Source organism: Amycolatopsis sp. cg13 (assembly GCF_041346965.1).
Classification (GTDB): Bacteria; Actinomycetota; Actinomycetes; order Mycobacteriales; family Pseudonocardiaceae; genus Amycolatopsis.
The window spans coordinates 2,440,335-2,464,345 of sequence record NZ_CP166848.1 but is presented as its reverse complement, the minus strand read 5'-3'; the positions used below and the strand labels follow the sequence as shown (position 1 = coordinate 2,464,345).

The window sequence follows — 24,011 nt, the reverse complement described above, 5'->3', positions numbered from 1 at the left end:
ACGGCACTCAGTGCCACTAGCAACCCGGGCTGCTACCGTTCGGGGATGACGGAGACGCCGCGCACCCGGGTCGGGGCCACGCCTGCCGGGCGGCGGCAGTTGCGTCGTGCGCTTGCGACGGCGGCTGTGGATCTCTTCGCGGCCAACGGGTACGAGGCGACGACCATCGACGACATCGCCGCGGCCGCGGGCGTCGGGCGGCGCACGTTTTTCCGGTACTTCGACAGCAAGGACGACGTCCTCTTCGCCAATCACGACGAGATCGTCGCCGAGATGGAGCAGGTCTTCGAGACCGCCGACCCGGGGCGCGATCCGATCGAGGTGGCCACCGCCGCGGTGTCGCTCGTGCTGGAGTCTTACGCGGCGGAACTGGATGTATCGCTCAAGCGGTTCAGCCTCACGCGCACGGTGCCGTCGTTGCGGGACAAGGAAGTCGCGACGGTCGACCGTTACCAGCGTGTCCTCGCTCGATACCTCCAGGATCGGTTTGCCGCGGCTGGCGATGAAGCAGCGACGCTCCGGGCCGCGGTGGCCGCGGCGGCGATCGCGGCGGCCAACAACCACGTTTTGCGGCGCTGGCTGCGCAGCGGCGGGCGCGACGACATCGCGGCTGCGGCGACGGAGGCGTTCACCCTGGTCGCGGATGCGTTCCGGACGTCCGGTGGGAAGCCGTCCGGCGAGGCGGAGCCGGGCACGGTGGTGGCGGTGCTCAGCACCGCGACGCCGTTGCACGAGGTGGTGACCCGGATCGGCGCCGCGTTGCGCGAGGCCGAGTCCGGATGACCTGCTTGCCGGGCGGCTAGCGAAGTGCACTGAGTGCCATTGACGGCCGCCGGCGGTGCGGGCGCGGTATCGATCATCGGCGGCGGACCTCCTCCGCGTCCGGGCCGGATCGTGGTCGAAGCGGACGCGCTGATGAACGGTTTGAACGAGCGTTTCGCCGCGGGTCGGCCCACGCCTTGCCTGGGCTGGCCCGCAGCGGGCCGATCAGGCCTTCTCTACCGCGGGCTTGAGGACTTCTTCGCACCACCGGCGGAAAGTCGTCGGAGTCTCGACGGCGTGCTGCGGCGTGCGGGTGACGCCCTCGTCCAGGTGGTTCAGCTTCGCGGTCATCATGTCCACCATGGACTGTGCCATCGCTTCGGAGAAGCCGCTCGCACGGACCTGCTCGCCCAAGGCCGGAACCGGAACCTGCTGGTACTTAACCGAAATCCCCAGCACCTCGCTCATGATCTCGGCTTCCTGGTTCAGCGACAGGTCTTCCGGGCCGAGGATCGGGACTTCTTCGTGTCCGGTCCACAAAGGATCGAGCAGCAGCCGGGACGCGACCGCGGCGATGTCGCGGGTGCAGGCGGTCGGCGCGGCGTAGTCCGGCGGCAGGATGTCGTAGAACGTGCCTTGCTCTTTGATCACCGCGGTTTGGCGCAGCAGATTGTCCATAAAGGTCGGATTCGCCAGCGCGCGGAGGGCAACGCCGGTGCTGGCGATGAGGTCGTCCATCGCCAGGGTGGCGGTGACGTGTCCGGCCCGTTCGCCGAAGGCGGTGCCGCGGCCGAGCGCGCTGACCGACACGACCCGGCGGACGCCGTGCGTGCGGATCGCCTCGACGGCGGGGCGGGCGAAGCCGGAGTAGGCCTCGTCGGCGCTGGCGGCTCGGCGGTCGGGCGGGACGAGCCAGAACACGGTGTCCGCGCCGTCGAAGGCTCGGGCGAGTACCTCGGGATCGCTGTGTGAACCCTGGTGGACTTCGATGCGTTCCCGCAGGTCGGCGGGCAGTTTCGCGGGGTCGCGGACGATCGCGCGGACGGGGCGGGAACCGTCGGCGACCTCGGCGAGGACGTGGCTGCCGATGTTCCCGGTGGGGGCGGTGACGACGATCATGCGGGCACTCCAGGAGACTGTCGAAGAGGTGGAGCAGGAAGTAAACTCCACCGTACCGTTTACTTTTGGCGGAGGCAAGATGGCGCGTGAAGGCGGTTCGCAGCTGCGGGGTGCGGAGTTGCGCAGGCACATCCTGCTGGCAGCGAAGAACGTGTTCCTCGAGACCGGGTTCGAGCGCGCGTCGATGGACGCGGTCGCGGCCAGCGCGGGGACGTCCAAGCGGTCGCTGTACGCGCACTTCGAGAGCAAGGACAAGCTGTTCCTCGCGGTGCTCGACCTCGTCCGCGAGCTCTACCTCGGCAAGCTCATGACGCCGGACGTCTACGCGGACGACCCGGCGGAGGCGGTCGCGCTGTTCTGCGGCCGGTTCCAGCAGTTGCTGACCTGGGAGCCGCAGGCGCGGACGTGCCGGCTCTGCATCTCGGCCGCCGAGCGGTTGCCGGACAGTGCGAAGGCGTATTACGAGGCGATGTTCGCGGTGATGTACTCGCGGCTTGCCGGCTATCTTGCCGCGCAGTACAAAATGGACCCTCCGGAGGCGGCGGTGCTCGCGGAGGATCTGGTCGGGCGGACGGTGTTGCCGCGGGTGTTTCGGGTGTTGTTGAAGGCCGAGCCCGCGATCGAGGAAATGCCCAGCGCCGAGGCCGCGGTGGAAAACGTTGAGCTGGAACCGATTCGACGGGTCGTGTCGGCGGCGCTGGGGTCGCGGGCATGAAGATCACCGACGTTGACGTGTGGGTGGTGAATCTGCCGTTGACGAATCCGTTCACCAGTTCGTTCGAGACCAAGACCGGCGAAACCCGCACGGTGGTACGGCTGCGCACGGACACCGGCGCCGAGGGCTGGGGCGAGACGATGTGGGGGCGTCCGGTCGCGGAGCTGACTCGGAAACTGGGCGCGGAAATGATCGGGACGAGCCCGTTCGCGCTCGAAGCGTTCCATCGCCGACAGCACATGGTGCCGTTTTTCCACGGATATCTGGGTTATGCGGCGCTGGCCGGGTTGGATGTCGCGTGCTGGGATTTGATCGGACGGGTCACCGGGCAGTCCGTGACGGATCTGCTCGGCGGGGCGGTGCGGACCGAGGTGCCGATCACTGCGTTGATCACGCGCGCGGACGCACCCGATGCGGAAGGTGCGGAACTCGCGCAGGGATTGGCCGAACACGCGGCGAGGGTGGTGGCCGAGGGCGGATTCTCGGCGGTGAAACTGAAAGGCACCCGGGACGTTCGCGGCGATGTCCGGATCATGCGGGCGCTGCGGAGCGCGCTGCCGGATGTCGAGCTGCGGGTCGATCCCAATGCCGCGTGGTCGGTGCCGGATTCGATTCGCGCCGGGATCGCGTTGGAGGAGCTGGATCTGGAGTACCTCGAGGACCCGTGCGCGGGGATCGAGGGGATGAGCCAGGTGCGCGCGAAGGTGCGGATTCCGTTGTGCACCAACATGTGCGTGGTCCGGTTCGAGGAGTTCGCTCCGGCGGTGCGGCTCGGGGCGGTCGACGTGATCCACGGTGACGTCTACAAATGGGGCGGCATCGCGGCGACGAAGGCTCTCGCCGCGCATTGCGAGACGTTCGGGCTCGGGATGAATCTGCACAGCGGCGGCGAACTCGGCATCGCCACCGCCGCGCATCTGGCGGTGGTGGCCAGCACGCCGGTGCTGTCGCGGGCGATCGACAGCATGTATTACCTGCACGCTGACGACATCGTCGCACCGCTGCGGCTTTCCGGCGGCCGGCTGCAGGTGCCGACCGGGCCTGGGCTCGGGGTGGAAGTCGACGAGGAGAAGCTGGCCTTTTACGCGGCGAAGAACGAGCGGGAAGGCGATCTCACCGGATGACGGTGCCGCGGTACACAAAGGACCGCGGCACCGTCTTTGGCTCAGCGTAAGGCGTTTACCGTGATAGTGAGCGTGTCCGGGTCGCCCGCCTGGACTGCGCCGCTGAAATCGGGGCCGGGGGAGACGTCGTCGTACGGGAAGGCATAGCCTCGGTTGTCCGGGAGTTTGCTGTGCACGATCCGTGCGTAGTGGTTGGTTTCCGCGTTCTGGTAGAACTTCGCGGGATCCTCGCCGGTCGGCTGTTTCGGGTTGTCGCGCAGGGTAGTGCGGTTCAACGCCGCGGCCAGCCGGGGGATGATCGCTTTTCGGGCGTCGCTGTCGCCTTGTTTGATGGCGAACGGGCCGCTGTCGCAGCTCCAGACGTCCGGCGTGGCGGGTTTGCCGAATCGTTCGCCGTTGTTGAAGGCGAGCACGCCGTCGGAGCCGACCTGGCCGGTGAACGCGCCGAGGCCGGGCACCTGGGTGTCGACGGTGAGCGTCTCGCTGGCGTACTTCTTCCATACCTCGTCGATGTATCCGTCGAGGTAGCCGCCGAATTGGTCGGCGCGGTAATGCGCGGACAGCGCGCGCAGCGGTTTGCCGTCGCCGCCGGTCTCGATGAGCGTGCCCCATTTGCCGCCCTGGGCGTTGAGCGCGTCGCAGATCGGGTCGAGCGAGCGGGCCGGCAGCCCGGGCACGGTCTGGTCGCCGGAGCCGGTCGTGGTGAGGTGCAGTCCGATCGGGATCGCGACGAAGTCGACATAGCTGATGTTGGCGAACAGCACGTCGTTGTTGAAGGTGAATTCGCAGAACGACCAGTTCCGGCCGTAATTCGGATCGTCGGCGGCGAGGAAGCTCGGATGCACGAGCGCCGGGCCCTGGTTGACGAAAAAGTCCAGTTTGCTCTCGAGGGCGACATAGATCCGGGCCGCGTACATTTTCGGGACGGTGACCTGGGAAAGCGACTTCAGCGGGATCGCGCAGTCCTCGCCGAGCGGCGTGTGGTCGCTGCCCGGGGACGGCGGATAATAAGGCGTGCCGTCGGCTTTCAGGATGACGAGCCGGTTGTCCAGCGTCGTGCCGGTGATGTACGCGTACGCCTGGCTGGCACCGGATCGGTCGTCGAACGCGACCTTCGCGGTGTCGGGGGTGGTCGCGGAGGCGAACGCGGCATTCCAAAGGGGAAATGTCGCGGCTGCCGCGGATGCGCCGAGGAATGCCCGCCGGGAAATCAAGGAAAACCGCCTCCTGGAGTCGTGCCCTTTTCCGGTGACCGGCACGCTAGCCACGGCCGGGAGACGGGGTCAACGAATGCGGGGGAAACTGGCCGGTTTTGTCATTCCCGGAAAAAGCCGCGGACGCGCACTGAGGCACGGGCCGCCGCCACGGCCCGCGCCTCAGTGTCTGTTGTGGACCGTCCGGGTCAGCTGACCTGCAGATCGATGCAGGCGTAGAAGGCGTTCGCGGTGTCCGCGATGTTCCAGACGGCGAGCACCGTCTGCCTTCCGGTGTGCCCCTTGAGGTTCACGTTGTGGGTGACGGTCGCCGGGGGCTGCTGGCCGCCGCCGTCCACCGTGGCGATCTTGTCGTTGCCGATCCAGTATTCGTAGTTGGACGTGCGGTGCCGGGCGGTGAACTTCCAGGTGAAGGCCACCGAGGAACCGACCGGCGACGCCTTCCAGCCCTTGTTGTTGTCGTTCAGTTCGGCGAACTGCGCGTTGCCGCCGCTGCAGCTGTGCAGGCCTTTGGGTCCTTCGACGCTCTGCGGTTCGTACTTGATCTGGCCGCAGGAAACGACTCCCTGCGCGCACTGGGCCTGCCGGCTGGCCGGCGCGTTGACGTACCCGTGCGCACTGGCGATGCCTGCCGGGCTGATCAGCACGAGCACCGGGGCGATCGCCGTGCCGACCGCGGCGGCGACGAGTTTCCGGTTCGCTTTCATGGACAGCTCCTTCGGGGAATGCTCGTTTCCTTGTGCGGGTACGACAAAGCGACGCACCGGCTTTCCGGGAGCCGGCCCGCGGGAGGTTCGAGCGAAGGGGTGGGCTTCTTGGTCTAGACCATACGCCCGGAGCGCGGGAAAGGTCAACAGCTGGCAAAGAAAGGCGGAGCGGCTGTTATCCGTCAACGTTGTCAAGCAAGACCACTGTCTCTTGTGGTGCTTGCCGAACGGATTTCCGGAGATTGCGCCGGACGGGTGGCGCGAGCGCGGATCCCGGCCACCCAGCGTGTTTCCCACTGTCTATAGTGGACAGTGGGAAACTGCGCGGGCGCACGGAAGACCGCGGATCAGGGTGGTCCGGTGCAGCGATTCTGCCCGGTCTTCGGAATCACCGACTTCCGGAGGGTTGAACGGATTCGGGCGGAAATGCTGAACTGGGTGGTTAGGCGTTCGCTCGGACTGGGGGTGGTTTCGTATTCACGGCCGCGGCATTTCGCGCAGCCGGCAAAAGGTCAGCCCCTGCCGCCGTGCGCAAGCGACAGGGGCTGCCGCTGGTCAGTGCCGGTCTTCGATCGTCAGGTCGCCCCGGGTCGCCGTGCGGAGGTGGTCGCTGGCGAGCTGGTCGTGCGGGATGCCGAGCCGGATCGCGCTGGCTTCGGCGAGCCGTTCCAGCTGCGGCCCGGCGAACTCGACGGTCAGTGCGGCCAGGTTGTCTTCCAGCTGCTCAGGGGTGCGGGCCCCGATGATCGGCGCGGTCACCGCGGGGTTCCGCAGCGTCCAGGCGAGCCCGGCCTGTGCGGGGGTGCAGCCGATCTCCTCGGCGACGCCGGCCAGGACGTCGGCGATCTCCAGATTGCGTTCGGTGACCGCGCCGACGGCGAGATTGAAGCTCTTGCGCGCGCTCTCGCCCGGGGCCGGATCGGCGGCGGTCAAGTCGGCACGGGTGTACTTGCCGGTCAGGACGCCGCCTCCCAACGGGGAGAACGGCACTACGCCGAGACCCATCTCGCGGGCCATCGGGAGCAGGTCGCGCTCGCCGGTGCGCTCGACGAGGCTGTACTCGACCTGCAGTGCGACGAGCGGCGCCCATCCGCGCAGGTCGGCGATGGCCTGCATGCGCGAGATCTGCCACGCGGGCGCGGTGGACATCGCGACGTAAAGGATTTTGCCTTGGCGGACGAGGTCGTCCATGCCGCGCAGGATTTCCTCGACCGGCGTCGTGAAATCCCAGACGTGCAGGTAGAGCAGGTCGAGGTAGTCCGTGTTCAGCTGCCGCAGGCTGGCGTCCACGGACGCGAACAGGTTTTTGCGGTGCGGTCCGCCCGAATTCGGGTCGCCGGGGCGGCGCAGGGTGGTGTACTTCGTCGCCAGGACAAGGTTTTCGCGGTTGCCGCGGGTGAACTTGCCGAGCATGCGCTCGGCGGTGCCGTCGGTGTAGGTCGGCGCGGTGTCGATGAAGTTGCCGCCGCGTTCGACGTACTGGTCGAACAGCCGGCGCGCGCCCTCCTCGGCCACGCCCCAGCCCCATTCGGTGCCGAAAGTCGCCGTGCCGAGCGCCAGCGGCGAGACCCGCAGCCCGGACCGGCCCAGCAGCCGGTAGGTGTCGAGAGTGAGCGGCATGGGTCCTCCTGTACTTGTGCTCCAGTGCCGCTGACCAGCCTGTTCTCGGCGCGCGCCCGGAGTAAGGGAGGGATTTGCCTGGGAAAGCGAGTCCTACCCTCGGGTAGAGTCGGCGGCGATGACTCGCGCTGTGGACCGAACCCAAGAGCTGGCCGCGTTCCTGCGGACCCGCCGCGAACGCCTCGACCCGGACGAGTTCGGGCTTCCCGCGCGCCGCCAGGCCCGGCGGACGCCCGGCTTGCGCCGCGAGGAGGTCGCCGAACTGGCCGGCGTGAGCATCGACTACATCGTGCGGCTGGAGCAGGCGCGCGGGCTGCGTCCGTCGTCGGAGGTGGTCGAGGCGCTGGCCGGAGCGTTGCGGCTGAGTCCTGGCGAGCGTGCTTACCTCTACGGGTTGGCCCAGCAGCAGCCTCGTTCAGCGGACAAACCCGCGGCCGTCGCGGCGGAACCGCTGGCGCAGTTGATCGCCGATCTTTCCCCGCTGCCGGCCATGCTGCTGAACCATCGCTACGACATTCTCGCGTGGAACCGCGAAATGACGCGGTTGCTGGTGGATTTCGAGACGCTGCCGTCAGCTCAGCGCAACGCGATGTGGCTGTGCCTGCGTCATCCGGAACTGCAAACGTTCTACATCGACCGGGAAACCGTGGTACGGCAAGGCATCGCGCACCTGCGGGCAGCCTGGGCGACGCATCCGGACGACGCGGAGTTGAGCGAGCTGATCGCGGAGTTCCTTGCCCGGGACGAGGAATTCGCGCGGTGGTGGGCGGAACGAGACGTCGCGATCAACGGGCGGGGGCTCAAGGTGCTGCGGCATCCCGAGGCCGGAGAGCTGACGGTGCGGTTCGAAGTGCTTGCCCCGCTGGAGAATCCGGACCAGCGCGTGCTGATCTACCGTGCGGCGGACGAGGACAGCCGTTCGGCACTGAGCCGACTGTTCGCCAGCTGAACTTTCAGGATTGCCGCGACGGAGTCAGCGGGGGATTTCCCCGCTGCCGGGCTCGATAAGCGGCCGCCTTCATCTTGTTTCCGCAGGTTGCCATCGCGCACCATTCCCGCCGTGACCCGCGTGAATGGTCCAGGTAAACCTGCGTGCACTCCGGCCGTCCGCATTCCTTCAGCAGATCCGCGTCCGGTCCGCCCAGGATCGTGACCGCGGCCCGGGCCACGGTCGACAACGCCTGCGCCGCCGTCGCACGGACCTGCCGCCCGTTCCGGCTCAGCTGCGGGACCGCGTCCGGCTGCGCGGCCGCCTCGTTGACCAGCGTCAACGCCTCCGGGTCGTACTCGCGGCCGACGAGCCGGGCCGCGACCAGCGCGTAGATCGCCTCCCGGACGGCGATCGCCCCGGCCAGGTCGGCGGCCGTGCTCGCCGGGTCGGTGCCGGTGACCCCCGACTCGCGGAACCAGGCGTCCAGGCTGCGCGGCGAGCCCAGCATCTCGGCCGGCTCGTCGTTGCGGCGGGCCCGCAGCGTGCCGACGAAGTCCAGTGCCGGGTTCCCGCAGGGGAAGGCGTGCTCCATGCGCACCAGTCTGACAGGTGACGAATCGGGATGCAAGGAACTCTAACCGGTCTAGCTGGTTATGAGTAGCGGGTCACAGATATGCGTAACCATCTTGACCGGTGACGAATAGTCGTGCGAAAGTTCTCCCGTCGCCGAGACCGGAGGACAGCGCCCCGGTCGCCTACCGAAAGGCCACGTCCGATGGACCCGATCACCCAGGCGTTCCGCGAAATTCTCGGCGCGCTGGCGGCGCTTACCGGCACCGTCCTCAGCGGCTTCTGAAAACCCTTGGAAAGGAAAGCCATGTCTGAAACCACTTACACCGCCGTCGTCACCACCACCGGCGAAGGCCGCAACGGGGGACGTGCGGTTTCGTCCGACGGTGCGCTCGACCTGAAATTCGCCATCCCGAAGGAGCTGGGCGGCAACGGGGGTGCGACGAACCCGGAGCAGCTGCTCGCGGCCGGTTGGTCGTCGTGTTTCATGGGCGCGGTCCGGATCGCCGCCGCGCAGCGGAAGGTGAAGCTGGTCGACCTGGCGGTGGTCGCGGATGTGACGCTGCATCACGACGAGGCGAACTTCTGGCTCAGCGCTGCTTTGCATCTCGAGCTGACGGGGGTGGATCAGGAGACCGCCGACGCGCTGGCCACGGCTGCGCACCAGACGTGCCCGTATTCGAAGGCGCTCGGCGGGAGCATCGAGGTCACGGTGGACGCGACGGTGGCCTGAACAGGTCGAATGGCCGGGGGCGCGGAGTGCGCCCTCGACCTGGTGATTCCGGGCGCGCGATTCCCGCGGTCGCTCGGCGGGTGCTGGCAGTGCCCTCGATCCGGTGGAGCGGGGCCGGTCTGGGTTGGCTCGCGCGTGGTTTCGGCGGCGACTGCTGTCGAGGGCACGCGGCGCAGGTTCGCGAGCGATTCGGCGGTGCGCGCGAGGCAGGTCAGGCCCGGGGCGCGCGGCGCAGGTTGACGGTGCTCTCGAGGCCGGTCAGGTCCGGGGCGCCGGGGCCTGTTGAGCCAGCTCGCGGGCCACCTCCACCGCGACCTCGACCGCCCGCGCCGCAAGCGGAGACTGGTCGTCCCGGCCGGGCGGCCAGTGCAGGTAGATCGCGCGCGCCGGGGCGGGATCGAGTTCGTGCACCTGCAGGTCCGGCCACCCCTCCGGCCCGTGGATCGCGCCGCAGTCGCGGCAGACGACCTGGTGGATAGCCAGCCACGGCAGGACGGCGAGGCCCATCCCGGCGCGCACCATCGACACCATCGTCTCGCTGCCCGCGGACCGGAACACGATGCGCGGCCGTGCGCCGGCGTCGGCCAGGGATTGTTCCAATCTGGGCTGGTCGCAGGTCGCGGGCCAGGCCACCATCGCCTTGCCGTCCAGCTTTCGTGCGGACACCGGGCCGGACGGCAAGGCCCCGGGCGGCGCGACCACCAGGTACGGGTCTTCCATCAGCAGGACGTGGTCGGTGTCCTCGCTGAGGAGCCCGTCGTAGAACAGCAGGTCGAGTTCGCCGAGTCGGGGCTCGTCCGGTTCCGAGAGCCGGATTTCGCAACGGGGGCGCTCTTCCCGGAGCAGGCGCAGCACGGTCGGCAGGATCGCGTGGGAGACGCTTTGCAGCGTGCCGACGTCGATCCGGCCTTCACCGGCTTTGAACCGATCGACCGCCTGATTCAGCGCATCGGCTTTCGCCAGCACTTCCCGGCCGTGTTCGAGGACCACGGCGCCCAGGGGAGTGATCCGCACCGGTCGCGGACCGCCCGGGCGGTCGAAGACCGCGCCGCCGACGGCGCGTTCCAGGGCCGCGATGTGCTGGCTCACGCTCGACTGCGTGTAGCCCAGCCGGTTCGCCGCCGCCGAGAACGTTCCCTCTTCGGCGATCGCGAGCATCGTCGTCAGCTGGCGCAGGTCCAGGTCGGCCATGGTCTCAATGTATCGCAAACCACGATGGATATGATCGTAAACAATCGCTTTTATTAATCTCTTGGCGCTCTTAGCGTCGTTGCCATGACAGTCACAGCGATCACCGCCGACAGAACTCGGTTGCCGTCCCTCGCGTGGGCGCTCGGTGCGTGCCATCTCGTCGCGCGAGGCGGCTCGTTCGTGCAGCCGATGCTGGTGCTGTACCTGACGCAGGAACACCGGATGAGCCCGACGGCGGCGGGTGCCGTGGTCGCGGCGGTGGGTATCGGCGACTTCGGGTCGCAGCTGCTCGGAGGCTGGCTCGGCGACCGGATCGGGCGGCGGAAGACGATGCTCCTCGGGTTTCTCGGGACGGCGATCGCGTTGGCCGCCTTGGGATCCGCCGGAGCGACGCCGGTCATCTGGGCTACGGCTGTCGGCTACGGCCTCGCCGCCGGGCTCTTTCGTCCGGCGGGATCGGCCGCGGTGGCGGACCTTCCGCCGGAACAGCGGGTGCGCGCGTACAGCCTTCTCTATTGGGCGGCGAATCTCGGATACGCCGTTGCCGCAACGGTTTCCGGGGTGCTGGCGAGTCGCGGATACGGTCTGCTGTTCTGGTTGAACGCCGTCGCGATGCTGGCCGCGGCGTTGATCGTGGTGGTCGCGGTGCCGGAGACGCGTTCCGCTGCGACTCGCCGGAGGCGCGCTTTGCTGCCAGCGTTGCTTGCCGATCGTCTGATGATCACCATGACGCTGATCCACGTCGGCTGCTTCACCTTGCTGATGCAGGCGTTCGCCACTTTGCCGTTGCTCATGACTGCGCGGCAGTTCAGTTCCGCCACCTATGGCGCCGTGCTCGCACTCAACGGGTTCGCCATCGTGGTCCTTCAACCGGTGGCCGTCGCGGTGCTGGCGAACCGCGATCGTGGGACGGTGCTCGCCGCCTCGATGTTGCTCGTAGGGCTCGGCGGCGGTCTGGCTGCCATCGCACAGAGCATTGCTGGATATGCCATTGCGGTCCTCATTCTCAGCTTGGGGCAGATCGGGTTGGCGGTCCAGTTCGGCGCGACGTTCGCCGCCCTCGCGCCGCCTGATCTGCGCAGCGGGTACCTGGGCGTCGCGTCGAGCGCGTGGAGTCTCGGCGCGGTCCTCGGCCCGATGATCGGCACGGCATTGCTGGAGCAATCCGGCCGGGTGTGGCTGGGTGCAGTGTCTTTCGCTGTCGGAATCCTGCTTTTCCTTGCCCAGCAGGCTGTTGCTGGACGTCTTCGTGCACGTCAGTCAACCGAGAAGGGAACACTCTGATGACAACCATGACCGACACCGAATGGCGCAGCTTCCTCGCTGAGGGAACCAGGCTCGCCCACCTCGCCCTCACCCGCGCCGACGGGCGGCCCCACGTCACCCCGATCTGCTTCGTCCTCGACGGCGACGAATTCGCCTTCGCCTTGTCGCCGGGGAGCGTCAAAGGCAAAAGCCTCGCGCGGGACGGGCGCGTCTCGGTCTGTGTCAGCGACGAGCGGCAGCCCTACAGTTTCGTTGCCATCGAAGGACACGCGCAGATCTCCGCCGAGCCGGACCAGATCAAGCGCGTCGCGGCGGGGATCGCTGAACGGTACTACCCCGATCAGTCCGCAGCGGACCTTGCCGATTCGTTCGTCCACAGTGGATTCACCGCGGTCCGGATCAGGATCGCGAACGTCATCGCCCGATCTGGTCTCGGCTGAGCCTCACCGCAACCGCGCCCCCGCCCGCTCGAGTGCCGCCAGCACTGTGGAGCGGGCGCTGGCGATTTCACCCGCGGTCAACGTCGCGGACCGCGGGCGGAGGGTGACTCGCAAGGTGAGCGACCGGTGGTCCGCCGGAATCCGGGAACCCCGGTACTCGCCGACGTAGGCCACCCGCTGCACCAAGGCGTGGGCCTGGGTCGCGGTGTCGGCGACCAGCGACCACGGCACGGTGTCGGCGGCGAGGACGGACAGGTCGAAGTCCGACTCCGGCAGATCGCCGACCGGGGTGTAGCGGTTCTCTCGCGACGGGTGCGTGCGCAGGGCGTCGAGGTCCAGTTCGACGCACGCGACCGCGCCCCGGTCGATCCCCGCCGCCCGGAGCACCGAAGGCCGGACCAGCGCCAGTGCGCCGCCCGGGTGGATTGCCAGTCGTGCTGAGGGGTCTGCCCAGGTCAGGTTGGGGGTGCCGGACAGGTCCAGCGAGGTGAGATGGCAGTGTCTGCGGATCAGCTCGACTAGACCCTTGGCTCGGCGGAACAAGTCGACTCCGTCCGGTCCGGCAAGCAGGATTCCGGCGGAGGTGCGCTCGGTCGCGGGGAAGACGGTGCCGACCTCGAAGATGCTGAACTCGTCGCGATAGCGCAGGTTGGCTGCCGCGGCTTCGAGGAGGTTCGGGATCAGCGACGGGCGCAGCCGGGCGCGGTCCGGGGCTGGGGGATGGTCGATCGTCAGCTCGGCGGTGCGGCCGCACGCGGTGAGCAGGTGGTCGGCGGACCATGGATAGGTCAGCACTTCCGTCGCACCGCCGCGCGCGGCCAGGACCTCCCTCACTTGGCGGCTCAAGGGGGGCCGAGGGCGCGGGGTTAGCTCCACGACTGGTCGTCGAGCGGGCAGTGTGTCGTAGCCGTGGATTCGGGCCAGCTCCTCGACGATGTCGACGGGCAGCGCGAGGTCGCCGGTGGAGCGCCACGACGGGGCGACGACCTGCAGTTGGTCCCCGGTGATCTCGGCGGCGCAGCCGAGGCCGCGGAGGATGCGGAGGATTTCGTCCGGGGCCATCCGGAGGCCGATCCGGCGTTCTATCTCGGCCAGGCTTGCCTCGATTTCGGCGCATCGGGTGGCGGCGAGGACGACGTCTTCCTGTCCGAGCGCAACGGCTGACGGGTCGGTTTCGGCCAGGAGATGGAGGAACAGGTCGGCGGCCTGGTCGACGCGCTGTGTGTCCAGGCCTTTCTCTTGCCGCACCGAAGCCTCGGTACGGGCACTGCGGCGGGCTCGGCTCGGGACCAGCGTCGGGATCTCCAGCACGATCGAGTCGCCGGAAGCGCGGACTTCACTAGGCTGTCCGACGGAGTACATCACGTAAGCACTCAGGTCGACGCACAGATTTTGGCTCGATGCGCCGATTCGCCGGAGCCGGTCGCGGATCAACGGCGGAGTCGGCACGGAACTGTCTACTGTGCACTGGACAGCCAGAATCCTTCGGTACCAGGCGGGATCGAGCGAGCTGACGAGTCCAGTGGTGCTCGGCGGCCGGGTGGCACGGGGGAGCGGCGTCAGCGGGAGTCCATAGAGGACGGATAGTTCCCGCGCGATTCCGTAGTGTCCCCACAGGTCGGGGCGGTTGGTGAGCGATTTGTTGTCGATCTCGAAGACGACGTCGCCGTCGACGAGGTCGTACCCCTCGACCTCGACGGTCTTCAAGGTCAAATTGTGGGCGAGCTGGTCCGGCGAACAGTCGGGCAGCGGCACGTAGTCAGCGAGCCAGTCCCGGGAGATCTTCACGACAGGGGCCTTTCACGAGAATTGGGAGAGGAAGCGGAGGTCGGCGCTGTGCATCAGCCGGACGTCGTCGATGCCGTGCCGCATCATCGCCAGCCGGTCCAGGCCGACGTTCAGGTAGCAGCCGGACCATCGCGCCGGGTCGAGTCCGGCGGCGCGCAGGACGTGCGGATGCGGGCTGCCGCCGGGCATGAGTTCGAGCCAGCCGGTCCGTCCGCAGGTGCGGCAGCCGCGTCCGGTGCACACGCGGCAGGCCATGTCGATCTCGAAACCCGGCTCTACGAAAGGGAAATACCCGGCTCGCATCCGGGTTCGCACCGGTTCGCCGAAGACCGTGCCGAGAAGGGTGTCGACGAGGAACCGGGCGGTCGCGAGCGGGACGGCCTCGTCCACCACCAGCACCTCGTACTGGAAGAATGCTCGCTCGTGCCGCGCGTCGGTGCTTTCGTTGCGGTAGACCCGGCCTGGGTAAGCGATCCGGATCGGCGGCTTGTGCGTGCTCAGGTGCCGGACGCTGGTGCCGGTGAGGTGCGGGCGCAGGCAACGGCCGTCGGTCAGCCAGTAGGTGTCCATGCTTTCGCGGGCCGGGTGGTCGGGCGGGAAGTTCAGCCGGTCGAATTCCACTTCCGCGGAACTGATTTCCGGGCCGTCGACGATCTCGAAGTTGAGTGCGCGGAAGGCGTCGTCGAGGTCGTACCTCAGTTGCGTGACCGGATGCAGTCCGGCGGTCGGCGGCGGGAGGCCGGGGATGGTGGGGTCGAGCGGATGTTCCAACGCGGGTTCGGCGGTCCGCCGCTCATCGAGCGCAGCGATAATGCGGTGGTGTGCCTCGGAAATGGCGAGGCCGAGCTGTTTTCGGGAGGCCGGGTCGTAGCGGCCGAGTTCGCGGCGTACGGCGGCGAGCGGGCTGGATGTGCCGAGCACGGAACGGCGCACGGCGGCGACCGCGGCCGGAGTGCTGGCTGCCGCGAGATCGGTTAATGCGGCCTCGGTCAGTTCGGTGATCCGGCGCAGCGTCGAGGCTGGGTCAAGGGTGTCCACGGGAAGGGTTTCCTCACTTCGGAGCGTGAAGTTCTGGACTTCACCCCCGGGCAGCGAGGGGAGACGCGGACGTCAGCGGGCGGAACCCGGCGCGCACGCGCAGCCCCCGGGCACTCCCCGGGGGCGAAGAAATCGCTGCGTACGCATGAAGCCATCCTTGCACGCCCTGCTCGCATCGCGCAAACTCCTTTGCGCGGTACGTGAGGGGAACCCTGAGGGAATCAGAGTCCGTGAGGGTTCCCCTCGCGTACCGTGGGTCAGTGTCCGACGGCGGCCCGGACGGATTCCTTGAGCGAGCCGAGCGTCGCGATCACCGCGGTGGGTTCGTAGCCGCAATGCGCCATGCAGTTGGCGCAGCGCGGGTCCTTGCCGCGGCCGAAGTTCTCCCATTCGGTGGTCTCGATGAGCTCCCGGTACGTCTTCGCGTAGCCGTCGTCCAGCAGGTAGCACGGGCGCTGCCAGCCGAGCAGGGAATACGACGGGATGCCCCACGGCGTGCATTCGAGGTCGCGTTTGCCCTCGAGGAAATCGAGGAACACCGGCGAATGGTTGAGCCGCCAGCGTTTCCGGTTGCCGCCGCCGAAGGCCTTGGCGAACAGTTCCCGGGTCTGCTGCACGCCGAGCCAGTGGTCCTGGTCCGGCGCCTTTTCGTACGCGTACCCCGGCGAGATCTGCATGTTGTCGACGCCGAGGTCGTTGAGATAGTCGAGCACGTCGATGACGTCCTGCGGGGTGTCCCCGGTGAAGAACGTCGTGTTCGTCATCACCCGGAAGCCCTTTTCCTTGGCGAGCTTGATCGCGTCGACCGCCGCCTGGAATCCGCCCTCCTTGCGCACCGACGCGTCGTGCCGTTCCTCGAGACCGTCGATGTGCACCATCCACGCGAAATTGCGGTGCGGCTTGAACTTGTGGATGTGCTTGGGCAGCAGCAGCGCGTTGGTGCACAGGAAAATGATCTTGTTGCGGTCGAGCAGCTGCCGGGTGATCTCGTCGATCTGCGGGTGCATCAGCGGTTCGCCGCCCGCGATCGACACCATCGGCGCGCCGCTTTCCTCGATCGCCCCGACCGCCTGCTCCACCGGCATCCGCTGTTTCAGCAGGGTGTGCGGCTGCGCGATTTTGCCGCAGCCGCCGCATTTGAGATTGCACGCGAAGAGCGGTTCCAGCTCGACCAGGAGCGGGAATTTCTCCTTGCGCAGCAGCTTCTGCTTCATCAGATAACCGCCCAGCCGAAGAGACTGGCGCAACGGCATGGCCATCGCTCAGAGCACCTCCCGAGGTAGGGTGAACGTCATTTCTTCCTCCGTCAGCGTGTTTTCCGCGACGCTGACCGGTCCCAATCCGCGCAGGGCTTCGACCGTTTCGGTCACGAGATGCGGCGGTGCGGACGCCCCCGCGGTGAGTCCGATCCGCCCGGCGCCAGCGAGTTGGCGCAGGTCGATGTCGGCGCATCCGTCCACGAGCACCGCCGGGGTTCCCTCGCGTTCGGACACCTCCACCAGGCGACGCGAGTTGGACGAATTCCCGGAACCGACGACCAGCACCAGGTCTACTTCGTGTGCGATCGCCCGCAGGGCCTGCTGCCGGTTGGTGGTGGCGTAGCAGATGTCGTCCTTGCGCGGCGCGGAAAGCCCAGGGAACCGTTCGCGCAGCACGGACGCGATCTCCTCGGCCTCGTCGAGCGCGAGGGTGGTCTGCATGGTGTAGGCGGTCCGTGACGGGTCGCGTGCGGTGACCGTCCGCGCGGCCGCGACATCGCCGACGACTACGACGTTGTCCGGCGCTTCTCCGACGGTGCCTTCCACTTCCTCGTGCTCGGCGTGTCCAATAAGGAACACCGTCTCGCCGCGCCCGGTGTAACGGCGGACTTCATTGTGCACCTTGGTGACCAGCGGACACGTCGCGTCCACAACGGACAGTCCGCGATCGACTGCGGCGCGCCGAACCGCCGGGGAAACTCCGTGCGCGGCGAACACGAGCGTCGAGCCTTCCGGAACTTCCTCCACCTCGTCCACGAACACCGCGCCGCGTCCCTGCAACTGATGCACGACATGGGTGTTGTGCACGATCTGGCGGCGTACATACACCGGCGCGCCGTGCTTCTCCAGTGCCCGCTCGACAATCTCGATCGCTCGCTCCACCCCAGCGCAGAAGGATCGGGGGCTAGCCAGCAGAACCGTTCGCGGACCCACCGCCTCGGCCCACGCGGTGAGCGCGGGAGCAGCCCGACGCAAACTCCGCAACCCAGCGAGTCCATTCGAGACGGTCGAAGGATGAACCAGCGGCGCACCGACAGTATCCACAATGGCCCGAACCACTGCGAAAGGTTCACCGCTGGCAGCAAGCCACGCGGACTCCATATCGACGGCCAGCGCACCGCTAGCCGCTAGCGAAGCCCGTTCCTGCTCGCGCACCACACGAGAACTGCCAACCACCGGTCCGAGATGGACAGTGAGCCCAAGCCGCCGCAACGCACCCGCCAGCAACGGCGCGGACGGCACCGGCACCACGCCGGAAGGGCCGCGCACCTCGGTGGCGACCACAACGTCCCCCGGCCGTACCTCCGGGGTGAGGCCGCCGCCGACCCCCGCCACGATCCGCGGCCCGGACGGGAGCCGGGCCGCAGCGGCGGCGGCCCGGCGAGGCCCGAGTCCGATATGGACCGTACGCAGACCGCGCAACGCGGCCTGCTCGATCCGCAGCGGAGTGCAGACGACCGGCGTCATGACCCGCCCCGGACGTACCGGCCGAGGGCGGACAATGGGAACACCACGCGGTACAGGTGATACGACAGGTAGAAGTCGCCCGGGAACCCGGTTCCGGTGTGCTTGTCCTCGTCCCAGCCGCCGTCCGGACGCTGCCGCTCGCACAGCCACTCGACGCCCCGAGCGACCACTTCGGACTCCCGTTCCCCAGCGGCGAGCAGCGCCAGCAACGCCCACGCGGTCTGCGACGGCGTCGAATCACCGCGACCGGCCCACGCCCGGTCGTCGTACGACCGCAGATCTTCGCCCCACCCGCCGTCGGCGTTCTGGTGCTCCGCCAGCCATTTCACCGCACGCCGGATCCGCGGGGAAGTCCCGGGAATTCCGGCGGCCACCAACGCGGGCACCACCGCACCCGTGCCGTACACGTAATTCGCGCCCCAGCGGCCGAACCACGAACCGTCGTCCTCTTGATTGTCCAGCAGCCACCGCACCCCGCGACGGCATTCGCGCGTGTCAGATTTCCCTTCCGCCGCCAGCATTTCCACCACATGCGCGGTCACATCGGCCGATGGTGGATCAATCACCGCGCCGAAGTCGCAGAACGGCAGCCGAGTGGTCAGCACCTGCGTGTTGTCCGCGTCGAACGCGCCCCACCCGCCGTCGCTCGACTGCATTCCCTCCAGCCAAGCCACACTCCGGTCGACCGCCTCGCGGATCCGCAGGTGATCCGGCTTGCCCATCCGACGCAGCGCGAGCACCACCTCGGCGGTGTCGTCGGTGTCCGGATAGCCGTCGTTGGCGAACTCGAACGCGAACCCGCCCGGCTGCAAGGAAGGCCGCCGTACCGCCCAGTCGCCGGACACCCGGATTTCCTCGCCCAGCACCCAATCGGCCGCGCGGACCAGGGACTCGTCACCGGGGGAGACACCCGCGTCGAGCAACGCGGTCATCGCCAAAGCGGTGTCCCACACCGGCGACTGGCACGCTTCGAGCCGCCGTACCCAGCCCTGATCGGTCTTCTCGCGGATGGTGAACCCGTCCAGCCCGGCGATCCCGGCCTTGAGCGCGGGATGGTCGAGCGGGTAGCCGAGCAGGTGCAGCGCGAGGATCGAGTACACCCACGGCGGCTGGATCCCGCCCCACGAACCGTCCGCCTCCTGCCGCGCCAGGATCCACTCCGCGGCTTGTTTGAGAGCGAGCTTCCGCACCGGGTTGAGCGGCAGTTTCGCGTACGCGTGCAGCGCGGTGTCGAGGTTCTGGAAGACCCCGTCCCACGTCCACGGCGCGCGCGTCTTCGGCGGACGCTTGCCGGTGCGCAGTTCGGAAACATCGAACGGCAGCTTCCGCACCGGGCGAAGCGTGCCGACGATGGTCAGCGGCACGACCGTCTGCCGGGCCCAGCAGGCGAAGTCGTAGACGTTGAGCGGGAACCACGACGGCAGGAAGATCAGCTCCGGCGGCAGGCTCGGCAGCTCGTCCCAGGACCACTGGCCGACCATCGCGAGCCAGATCCGGGTGAACACCCGCGTGGCCTCGATCCCGCCGTGCTCGCGGATGTACTCCGCGGCCGTCGCCAGCCAGGGCGCGTCCGCCGGGTCGCCGGCCAGCCGCAGCGCGACCCACGCCTCAACGGTGGTGGACAGGTCCGCCGGGCCGTCCGGGAAGTTCGCCCAGGTGCCGTCAGCGCGCTGCTGCGAGCGAATCCAGCGGGCGGACTCCTCGGCGATCTGCGGAGTGAGAATGCCGAGAAAATGCCGGAGCAGCAGGTCTTCGGCGTCCATCGTGACGTTGGTGGCGAGTTCGCCCTTCCACCATCCGGCGCGGTCCTGCTCGCGACGGAGGAACCCGACCGCTGAAGCGACCGTGTCGGCAGCGGTGCGGGCGGCGGGTGCGGACGTCCGGGGGACGGTCTGGGTCATCACGCTTCCCTTCCGGCGATGAAACGGGCGATCGAGACGAGGTCGGCGCGCGGGCCGGACGGGATGGCGGCCAGTGCTTGCTCGGCGGTGGCGACGTGCCGGGCCGCCTCGGCGGTGGCCCATTCGCGGCCGCCCGCGTCGTCCACCAGCGCGGCGATGCGTGCGAGGTCGGTGTCGTCGTCCCCGGCCAGCCACTCCGCCAACCGGCGGCCCTCCGCGCCGCCATGCGTGGTCGCGTAGGTGATCGGCAGCGACTTCTTGCGCGCCCGCAGGTCGGAGTACACCGATTTCCCGGTAACCGCCGGGTCGCCCCAGATCCCGAGCACGTCGTCGACGAGCTGGAACGCCAATCCGATCTCCTCGCCGAAGACGGACAACGCGTCGACCACCTCGGCGGGCGCACCGGCGAGGACTGCCCCGATCGCGGCGCTGGCGGACAGCAGCGCGCCGGTTTTCCCAGCGGCCATCGTCACGCATTCGGCGAGCGCGACGTCGTCGCGCTGCTCGAACGCGACGTCCAGGAACTGGCCGTGGATAAGCCGTCGCGTGGTTTCGGTGAGCAATCGACCGGCGGGCACCGCATGCGGGGAACCGCTGTCCAGCACCACTTCCTGGGCGAGCGCGAGCATCGCGTCCCCGGTCAGGATCGCGCTCGCCGCGCCCCACAGCGCCCACACCGTCGGCCGGTGGCGGCGCTCGGTGTCGCCGTCCATCAGGTCGTCGTGGACGAGCGAGAAGTTGTGCACCAGCTCCACCGCGACCGCGCCGGGCACGCCGACTTCCACCGGCGCGCCCGCAGCCTGCGCGGACACCACGGCGAGCGCCGAACGCACGGCCTTGCCCCCGTTGCCTTGCACCGGCACGCCGTTCGGATCGGTCCAGCCGAGGTGGTAGGCGCTGATCGCGCGGCTGGTGTCGTCCAGCCGGTCGACGGCGGCGCGCAACGCGGGCTGCACGACGTCGCGGGCGCTGCCGAGCACCGGCGGCACCGCTGTTGTCGTCCTCTCGGTGGAAAATACCTCGGTCGTCATGCTCCGACTCCCTCCCTCTTGCCGTTGTGCTGAAGAAGGGCGGCGGCCGCAGCTGCACCACTGCGCGCGGCTCCCTCCATCGTCGCGGGCCATCCGGTCGCGGTCCACGCACCCGCCAGGTACAGCCCAGGCAGGGCGGTGCGCGCGGGCGGGCGCAACGAGGCGGTGCCGGGGCCGGGCCGGAACGTCGCGTGCCGCTCGCGGGTGACGAAAAAGTCGAGCACCTGCGCGCCGCGCGCTTCGGGCAGCAGCGTCAGCAGTTCGGGCAGCAATTGCTCGCGCAGTTTCGCGGTGGGCAGGTCGATTTGCGCGTCCGCGGCGGACAGCGACATCGCGAGGTACTGCCCGGAGTCCAAACCGGACTGTCGCGTTCGGTCGAACACCCACTGCACCGGCGTGCGCACGCCAGCGACGAACGGTTCGTCGAGGACCTTCCGGTCGAGCACCACGTGCACGTTCACGATCGGCGAGCTGCCGAGCCCGCCGGACCAGCCGGGCGGCAACCCGATCGCCCCGGCGGGCGCGAGCTGTTCGGTCACCGGCGGGGGAGTGGCCAGGACGACCTGGCTGAACGTTTCCTCGCCGCGATCGGTGCTGACCTGCCAGCCTTCGCTGATCGCGCGCACCTTCGTGCCGACCCGGACGTCCGCCCCGGCCTCGATCAGCCGTTCGCGCGCCGGATCACCGTGCAATTCCCGCAACGGCACCAGCGACCAGCCGATGTCGGCGGCGGCCGGATCGGTGAGCAGGCCCTCCTGGAACACTGTCGCGGCGAGACTGAGCGACGCGTCGTCGGCGGTCGCGTTCAGCGTTGCCACGCCGACCAAATCCCACAACGCTTCGATCGCCGCCGCGCTCTGCCCGTGCCGTCGCAGCCATTCCCCGAAAGACTGGCGATCCGTGCGATCCGCCTTCGGGTCGACCCGGCGCAACGCGAGCGCGGCGAGCGCGAACCGGGCCCGGTCGAGCGGGCGCAGCGGGTCGTAGCGCAGCAACGAGGTGGCCAGGTGCAGGGGCGCGGGCAGGTCGTCGCGGCGCAGCCAGGTCGGCTCGGTCGAACCCGGCAGGCGGATCGGGATTTCCAGCCGCGGCTGCAAAGTCACCCGATCGGCGACGCCGAGCCGGTCGAGCAGCGCGCGATAAGCCGTGCAGCAGCGGAGGAACACGTGCTGTCCATTGTCGACTCGCAGCTTGCCGCGAGCGAACGAATGCGTCAGCCCGCCCAGGTACGGCCGCGCTTCGAACAGCGTGACCGGCCTTCCGGCGTCGGCGCAGGCGAGCGCGGCGGCGATGCCCGCGAGCCCGCCGCCGACCACCGCGACCGGGGCGGTCATCGGCCGATCCCGGTCAGCGCCCGGAACGCCACCACCGCCTTTTCCCGGCCGGACAACGAAAGCCGCCGGTCGAACACGCGCGCGGGCTGTTCGTCGATCCGGTCCAGCAGGGTCCGGTAGATGCCGGACATCGCGGTGCAGCACGCGGCGCTGCGACCGTCCAAAGAGGGCACCAGACGCAGACCGCGGGAGTACCAGTCGCGAGCCCGCGCGGCACTGTCGTGGATCAGCGCGGTGAGCCCGCCTTCGGGATCGGCCAGCTTCCCGTCCGGCCCGACGGACAGCTCGACGCCGAACCGGTCGAGGTCCTCTTTGGGCAGATACACCCGTCCGTTGAGCAGGTCCTCGCGGATGTCGCGCAGGATATTGGTCTGCTGCAAGGCAATCCCCAGCTCGTCGGCGTACACCGGCGCGTTCGGCTCCGGACGGCTGCCGAACACGCCGAGGCACAGCCGCCCGACCGAACCCGCCACGCACCGGCAGTACTCGACCAGTTCCTCGAACCGCACGTACTCGCGCCCGGTCACGTCCATCTCGACGCCGTCGAGCAATTCCTCGAACGCGCCCAGCGGAATCGGGTACCGGCGCGCCGCGTCGGCGACCGCGACGTACACCGGATCGGCGGTCGCGGACAGGTCGCCCAGCGATTTCCGCACCCCGGCGAGGCCTTGCAGCTTCGCCTCGGCGGACGCGGCGGTGTCGTCGCCGATGTCGTCGATGATCCGGGCCAGCGCGTACACCGCGCACAGCGCCGCGCGTTTGTCCGGCGGCAGCAACCGGATCCCGTAGTAGAAGTTGCGCGCCTGTTCCTTGGTGACCGCCGCGCAGTGCGCGTAGGCCTCGTCCACTGTCGTCATCGGGACCGCCTCCTCGTGCCGACTTGCAGCCACCCCAGCCAACTCAGCAGTCCGGCCCGGCTCGGCCGGACCGGCGCGGACAGCACGTCGCCGCCGCTCGCGTGCAGCGCGTCGACCGTCGCGAGCCCGCCGGCGAGGAAGCCGCTCACCGCGAACCGCCCCCAGCCGGACAGGCGCCCCAGCAAATCCGCGCCGCCGCCCAGCAGGGCGGCGGCGCGGCCGGTTTCCCACCGCATCAGCGCTTTCATCTCCGGCGACGCGTGCGCGGCGCCCAATTCCTCCTCGGCCACGCCGAACTCCGCGAGGTCCTCCTGCGGCAGATAGACCCTCCCGTTGCGGTAGTCCTCGCCGACGTCCTGCCAGTGCTCCACCAGCTGCAGCCCGGTGCAGATCCGGTCGGACAGCGTCCTGGCGGCCGGATCGTCCACTCCGAGCAGGTCGAGGACGATGCGCCCGACCGGGTCGGCGGAAAGCCGGCAGTACGCCAGCAAGTCCGCGTACACCGGATACCGGTGCACCTCCTGGTCCTGGATGTTCGCCTGGACCAGCCGCTGGAACGGTTCCTCGGCCAGCCGCCCGGCGCGGATCGCCGGGAGAAGTCCACGGACAGCGGGATCTTCCGGTTCCCCGTTGCCGAACGCCGCGGACAGGTCCGCCGAGAAAGTCTTGAGCTGTGCGACCCGGTCGCCCTCGGCCTCGTCGCCCAGATCGTCCACAGTGCGCGCGACGGAATAGACCGCGACGAGGTCGGCGCGCAGCTTTTCCGGCAGCACCCGAAGGGCCACCGGGAAGTTTTCCGCGCGCCGTTTCGCTCGCAGGCCGTTTGTGTCCGGAGTGTTACGGACAGCCGGGGTCGATCTCATCCCCGTCAGTGTCGCGCCCCCGGTCGGGCGGCTTCTGCCGCCGGAAAGCGAATTTCGCTGGCTTCGACTTGGCACGAGAGG

Annotated in this window: 22 protein-coding genes; 7 read left to right on the top strand and 15 right to left on the bottom strand. The window is 68.8% G+C overall.

Translation table 11 applies throughout. The features are described from left to right. The first annotated feature begins 45 nt into the window (after positions 1-45). Positions 46-783: a TetR family transcriptional regulator gene (locus tag AB5I40_RS11020; protein ID WP_370938378.1), complete on the top strand. Its 738-nt coding sequence runs from the start codon at positions 46-48 to the stop codon at positions 781-783. A 204-nt stretch (positions 784-987) separates the two neighbouring features. On the opposite strand, the gene AB5I40_RS11015 is transcribed toward AB5I40_RS11020, so the two are convergent. Continuing rightward, positions 988-1,881 carry an NAD(P)H-binding protein gene (locus AB5I40_RS11015; protein WP_370938377.1) on the bottom strand — a complete coding sequence of 298 codons (894 nt, stop codon included), beginning with the start codon at positions 1,879-1,881 and terminating at the stop codon, positions 988-990. A 79-nt stretch (positions 1,882-1,960) separates the two neighbouring features. On the opposite strand from AB5I40_RS11015, the gene AB5I40_RS11010 reads away from it, so the two are divergent. Together AB5I40_RS11010 and AB5I40_RS11005 are read left to right on the top strand one after the other, a co-directional pair. Beyond that, the gene (locus AB5I40_RS11010) at positions 1,961-2,596 is read left to right on the top strand and encodes a TetR/AcrR family transcriptional regulator (RefSeq protein ID WP_370938376.1); all 636 of its coding nucleotides are present in this window, start codon (positions 1,961-1,963) and stop codon (positions 2,594-2,596) included. Beyond that, the gene (locus tag AB5I40_RS11005; RefSeq protein ID WP_370938374.1) at positions 2,593-3,720 is read left to right on the top strand and encodes a mandelate racemase/muconate lactonizing enzyme family protein; all 1,128 of its coding nucleotides are present in this window, start codon (positions 2,593-2,595) and stop codon (positions 3,718-3,720) included. Before AB5I40_RS11010 ends, AB5I40_RS11005 begins: the two co-directional genes overlap by 4 nt. 41 nt (positions 3,721-3,761) lie before the next feature. Here AB5I40_RS11005 and AB5I40_RS11000 read toward each other — a convergent pair whose 3' ends face one another. The 3 genes from AB5I40_RS11000 to AB5I40_RS10990 all read right to left on the bottom strand — a co-directional run bounded on the left by AB5I40_RS11000 (position 3,762) and on the right by AB5I40_RS10990 (position 7,261). Beyond that, a complete protein-coding gene (locus AB5I40_RS11000; protein WP_370940492.1) occupies positions 3,762-4,934 on the bottom strand; it encodes a glycoside hydrolase family 64 protein in 1,173 nt (390 codons plus the stop codon). A 188-nt stretch (positions 4,935-5,122) separates the two neighbouring features. Continuing rightward, positions 5,123-5,641, bottom strand: coding sequence for a lytic polysaccharide monooxygenase auxiliary activity family 9 protein (locus tag AB5I40_RS10995; RefSeq protein WP_116205932.1), 519 nt, complete (start codon positions 5,639-5,641; stop codon positions 5,123-5,125). Positions 5,642-6,196: 555 nt separating this feature from the next. Beyond that, positions 6,197-7,261: an aldo/keto reductase gene (locus AB5I40_RS10990; RefSeq protein ID WP_370938373.1), complete on the bottom strand. Its 1,065-nt coding sequence runs from the start codon at positions 7,259-7,261 to the stop codon at positions 6,197-6,199. A gap of 118 nt (positions 7,262-7,379) precedes the next feature. Here AB5I40_RS10990 and AB5I40_RS10985 point away from each other — a divergent pair, with 118 nt between their 5' ends. Beyond that, a complete protein-coding gene (locus AB5I40_RS10985; RefSeq protein ID WP_370938372.1) occupies positions 7,380-8,210 on the top strand; it encodes a helix-turn-helix transcriptional regulator in 831 nt (276 codons plus the stop codon). Between the two features lie 4 nt (positions 8,211-8,214). On the opposite strand, the gene AB5I40_RS10980 is transcribed toward AB5I40_RS10985, so the two are convergent. Then, a complete protein-coding gene (locus tag AB5I40_RS10980) occupies positions 8,215-8,784 on the bottom strand; it encodes an ABATE domain-containing protein (RefSeq protein ID WP_370938371.1) in 570 nt (189 codons plus the stop codon). A 285-nt stretch (positions 8,785-9,069) separates the two neighbouring features. On the opposite strand from AB5I40_RS10980, the gene AB5I40_RS10975 reads away from it, so the two are divergent. Next, complete coding sequence (locus AB5I40_RS10975; RefSeq protein ID WP_370938370.1) at positions 9,070-9,495, top strand: Ohr family peroxiredoxin; 426 nt, start codon at positions 9,070-9,072, stop codon at positions 9,493-9,495. Between the two features lie 258 nt (positions 9,496-9,753). On the opposite strand, the gene AB5I40_RS10970 is transcribed toward AB5I40_RS10975, so the two are convergent. Beyond that, a complete protein-coding gene (locus AB5I40_RS10970; RefSeq protein WP_370938369.1) occupies positions 9,754-10,686 on the bottom strand; it encodes a LysR family transcriptional regulator in 933 nt (310 codons plus the stop codon). A gap of 84 nt (positions 10,687-10,770) precedes the next feature. On the opposite strand from AB5I40_RS10970, the gene AB5I40_RS10965 reads away from it, so the two are divergent. After that, positions 10,771-11,970 carry an MFS transporter gene (locus tag AB5I40_RS10965; RefSeq protein WP_370938368.1) on the top strand — a complete coding sequence of 400 codons (1,200 nt, stop codon included), beginning with the start codon at positions 10,771-10,773 and terminating at the stop codon, positions 11,968-11,970. Continuing rightward, entirely contained in the window at positions 11,970-12,392 is a 423-nt protein-coding gene (locus AB5I40_RS10960; RefSeq protein ID WP_370938366.1) for a PPOX class F420-dependent oxidoreductase, read from the top strand. Before AB5I40_RS10965 ends, AB5I40_RS10960 begins: the two co-directional genes overlap by 1 nt. Before the next feature lie 3 nt (positions 12,393-12,395). Here the strand turns inward: AB5I40_RS10960 and AB5I40_RS10955 are convergent, their stop codons facing one another. The 9 genes from AB5I40_RS10955 to hpnC form a co-directional block, all read right to left on the bottom strand. Further along, positions 12,396-14,180, bottom strand: coding sequence for a hypothetical protein (locus tag AB5I40_RS10955; protein ID WP_370938365.1), 1,785 nt, complete (start codon positions 14,178-14,180; stop codon positions 12,396-12,398). A 12-nt stretch (positions 14,181-14,192) separates the two neighbouring features. Further along, positions 14,193-15,218 carry a phenylalanine--tRNA ligase subunit alpha gene (locus AB5I40_RS10950; RefSeq protein WP_370938364.1) on the bottom strand — a complete coding sequence of 342 codons (1,026 nt, stop codon included), beginning with the start codon at positions 15,216-15,218 and terminating at the stop codon, positions 14,193-14,195. A gap of 257 nt (positions 15,219-15,475) precedes the next feature. Then, a complete protein-coding gene (gene hpnH / locus AB5I40_RS10945) occupies positions 15,476-16,477 on the bottom strand; it encodes an adenosyl-hopene transferase HpnH (protein ID WP_370938363.1) in 1,002 nt (333 codons plus the stop codon). A gap of 3 nt (positions 16,478-16,480) precedes the next feature. Then, entirely contained in the window at positions 16,481-17,944 is a 1,464-nt protein-coding gene (gene ispH, locus AB5I40_RS10940; RefSeq protein ID WP_370938362.1) for a 4-hydroxy-3-methylbut-2-enyl diphosphate reductase, read from the bottom strand. Further along, a complete protein-coding gene (gene shc, locus AB5I40_RS10935; RefSeq protein ID WP_370938361.1) occupies positions 17,941-19,845 on the bottom strand; it encodes a squalene--hopene cyclase in 1,905 nt (634 codons plus the stop codon). The genes ispH and shc overlap by 4 nt, the downstream gene beginning before the upstream one ends. Further along, positions 19,845-20,876 (bottom strand): polyprenyl synthetase family protein, encoded by a 1,032-nt coding sequence (locus AB5I40_RS10930; RefSeq protein WP_370938360.1) that lies wholly within the window; start codon positions 20,874-20,876, stop codon positions 19,845-19,847. Before AB5I40_RS10930 ends, shc begins: the two co-directional genes overlap by 1 nt. After that, a complete protein-coding gene (gene hpnE / locus AB5I40_RS10925; protein WP_370938359.1) occupies positions 20,873-22,210 on the bottom strand; it encodes a hydroxysqualene dehydroxylase HpnE in 1,338 nt (445 codons plus the stop codon). Before hpnE ends, AB5I40_RS10930 begins: the two co-directional genes overlap by 4 nt. Continuing rightward, entirely contained in the window at positions 22,207-23,067 is an 861-nt protein-coding gene (gene hpnD, locus AB5I40_RS10920; protein ID WP_370938358.1) for a presqualene diphosphate synthase HpnD, read from the bottom strand. The genes hpnE and hpnD overlap by 4 nt, the downstream gene beginning before the upstream one ends. Beyond that, entirely contained in the window at positions 23,064-23,930 is an 867-nt protein-coding gene (gene hpnC / locus AB5I40_RS10915; protein ID WP_370938357.1) for a squalene synthase HpnC, read from the bottom strand. Before hpnC ends, hpnD begins: the two co-directional genes overlap by 4 nt. Positions 23,931-24,011 lie beyond the last annotated feature (81 nt).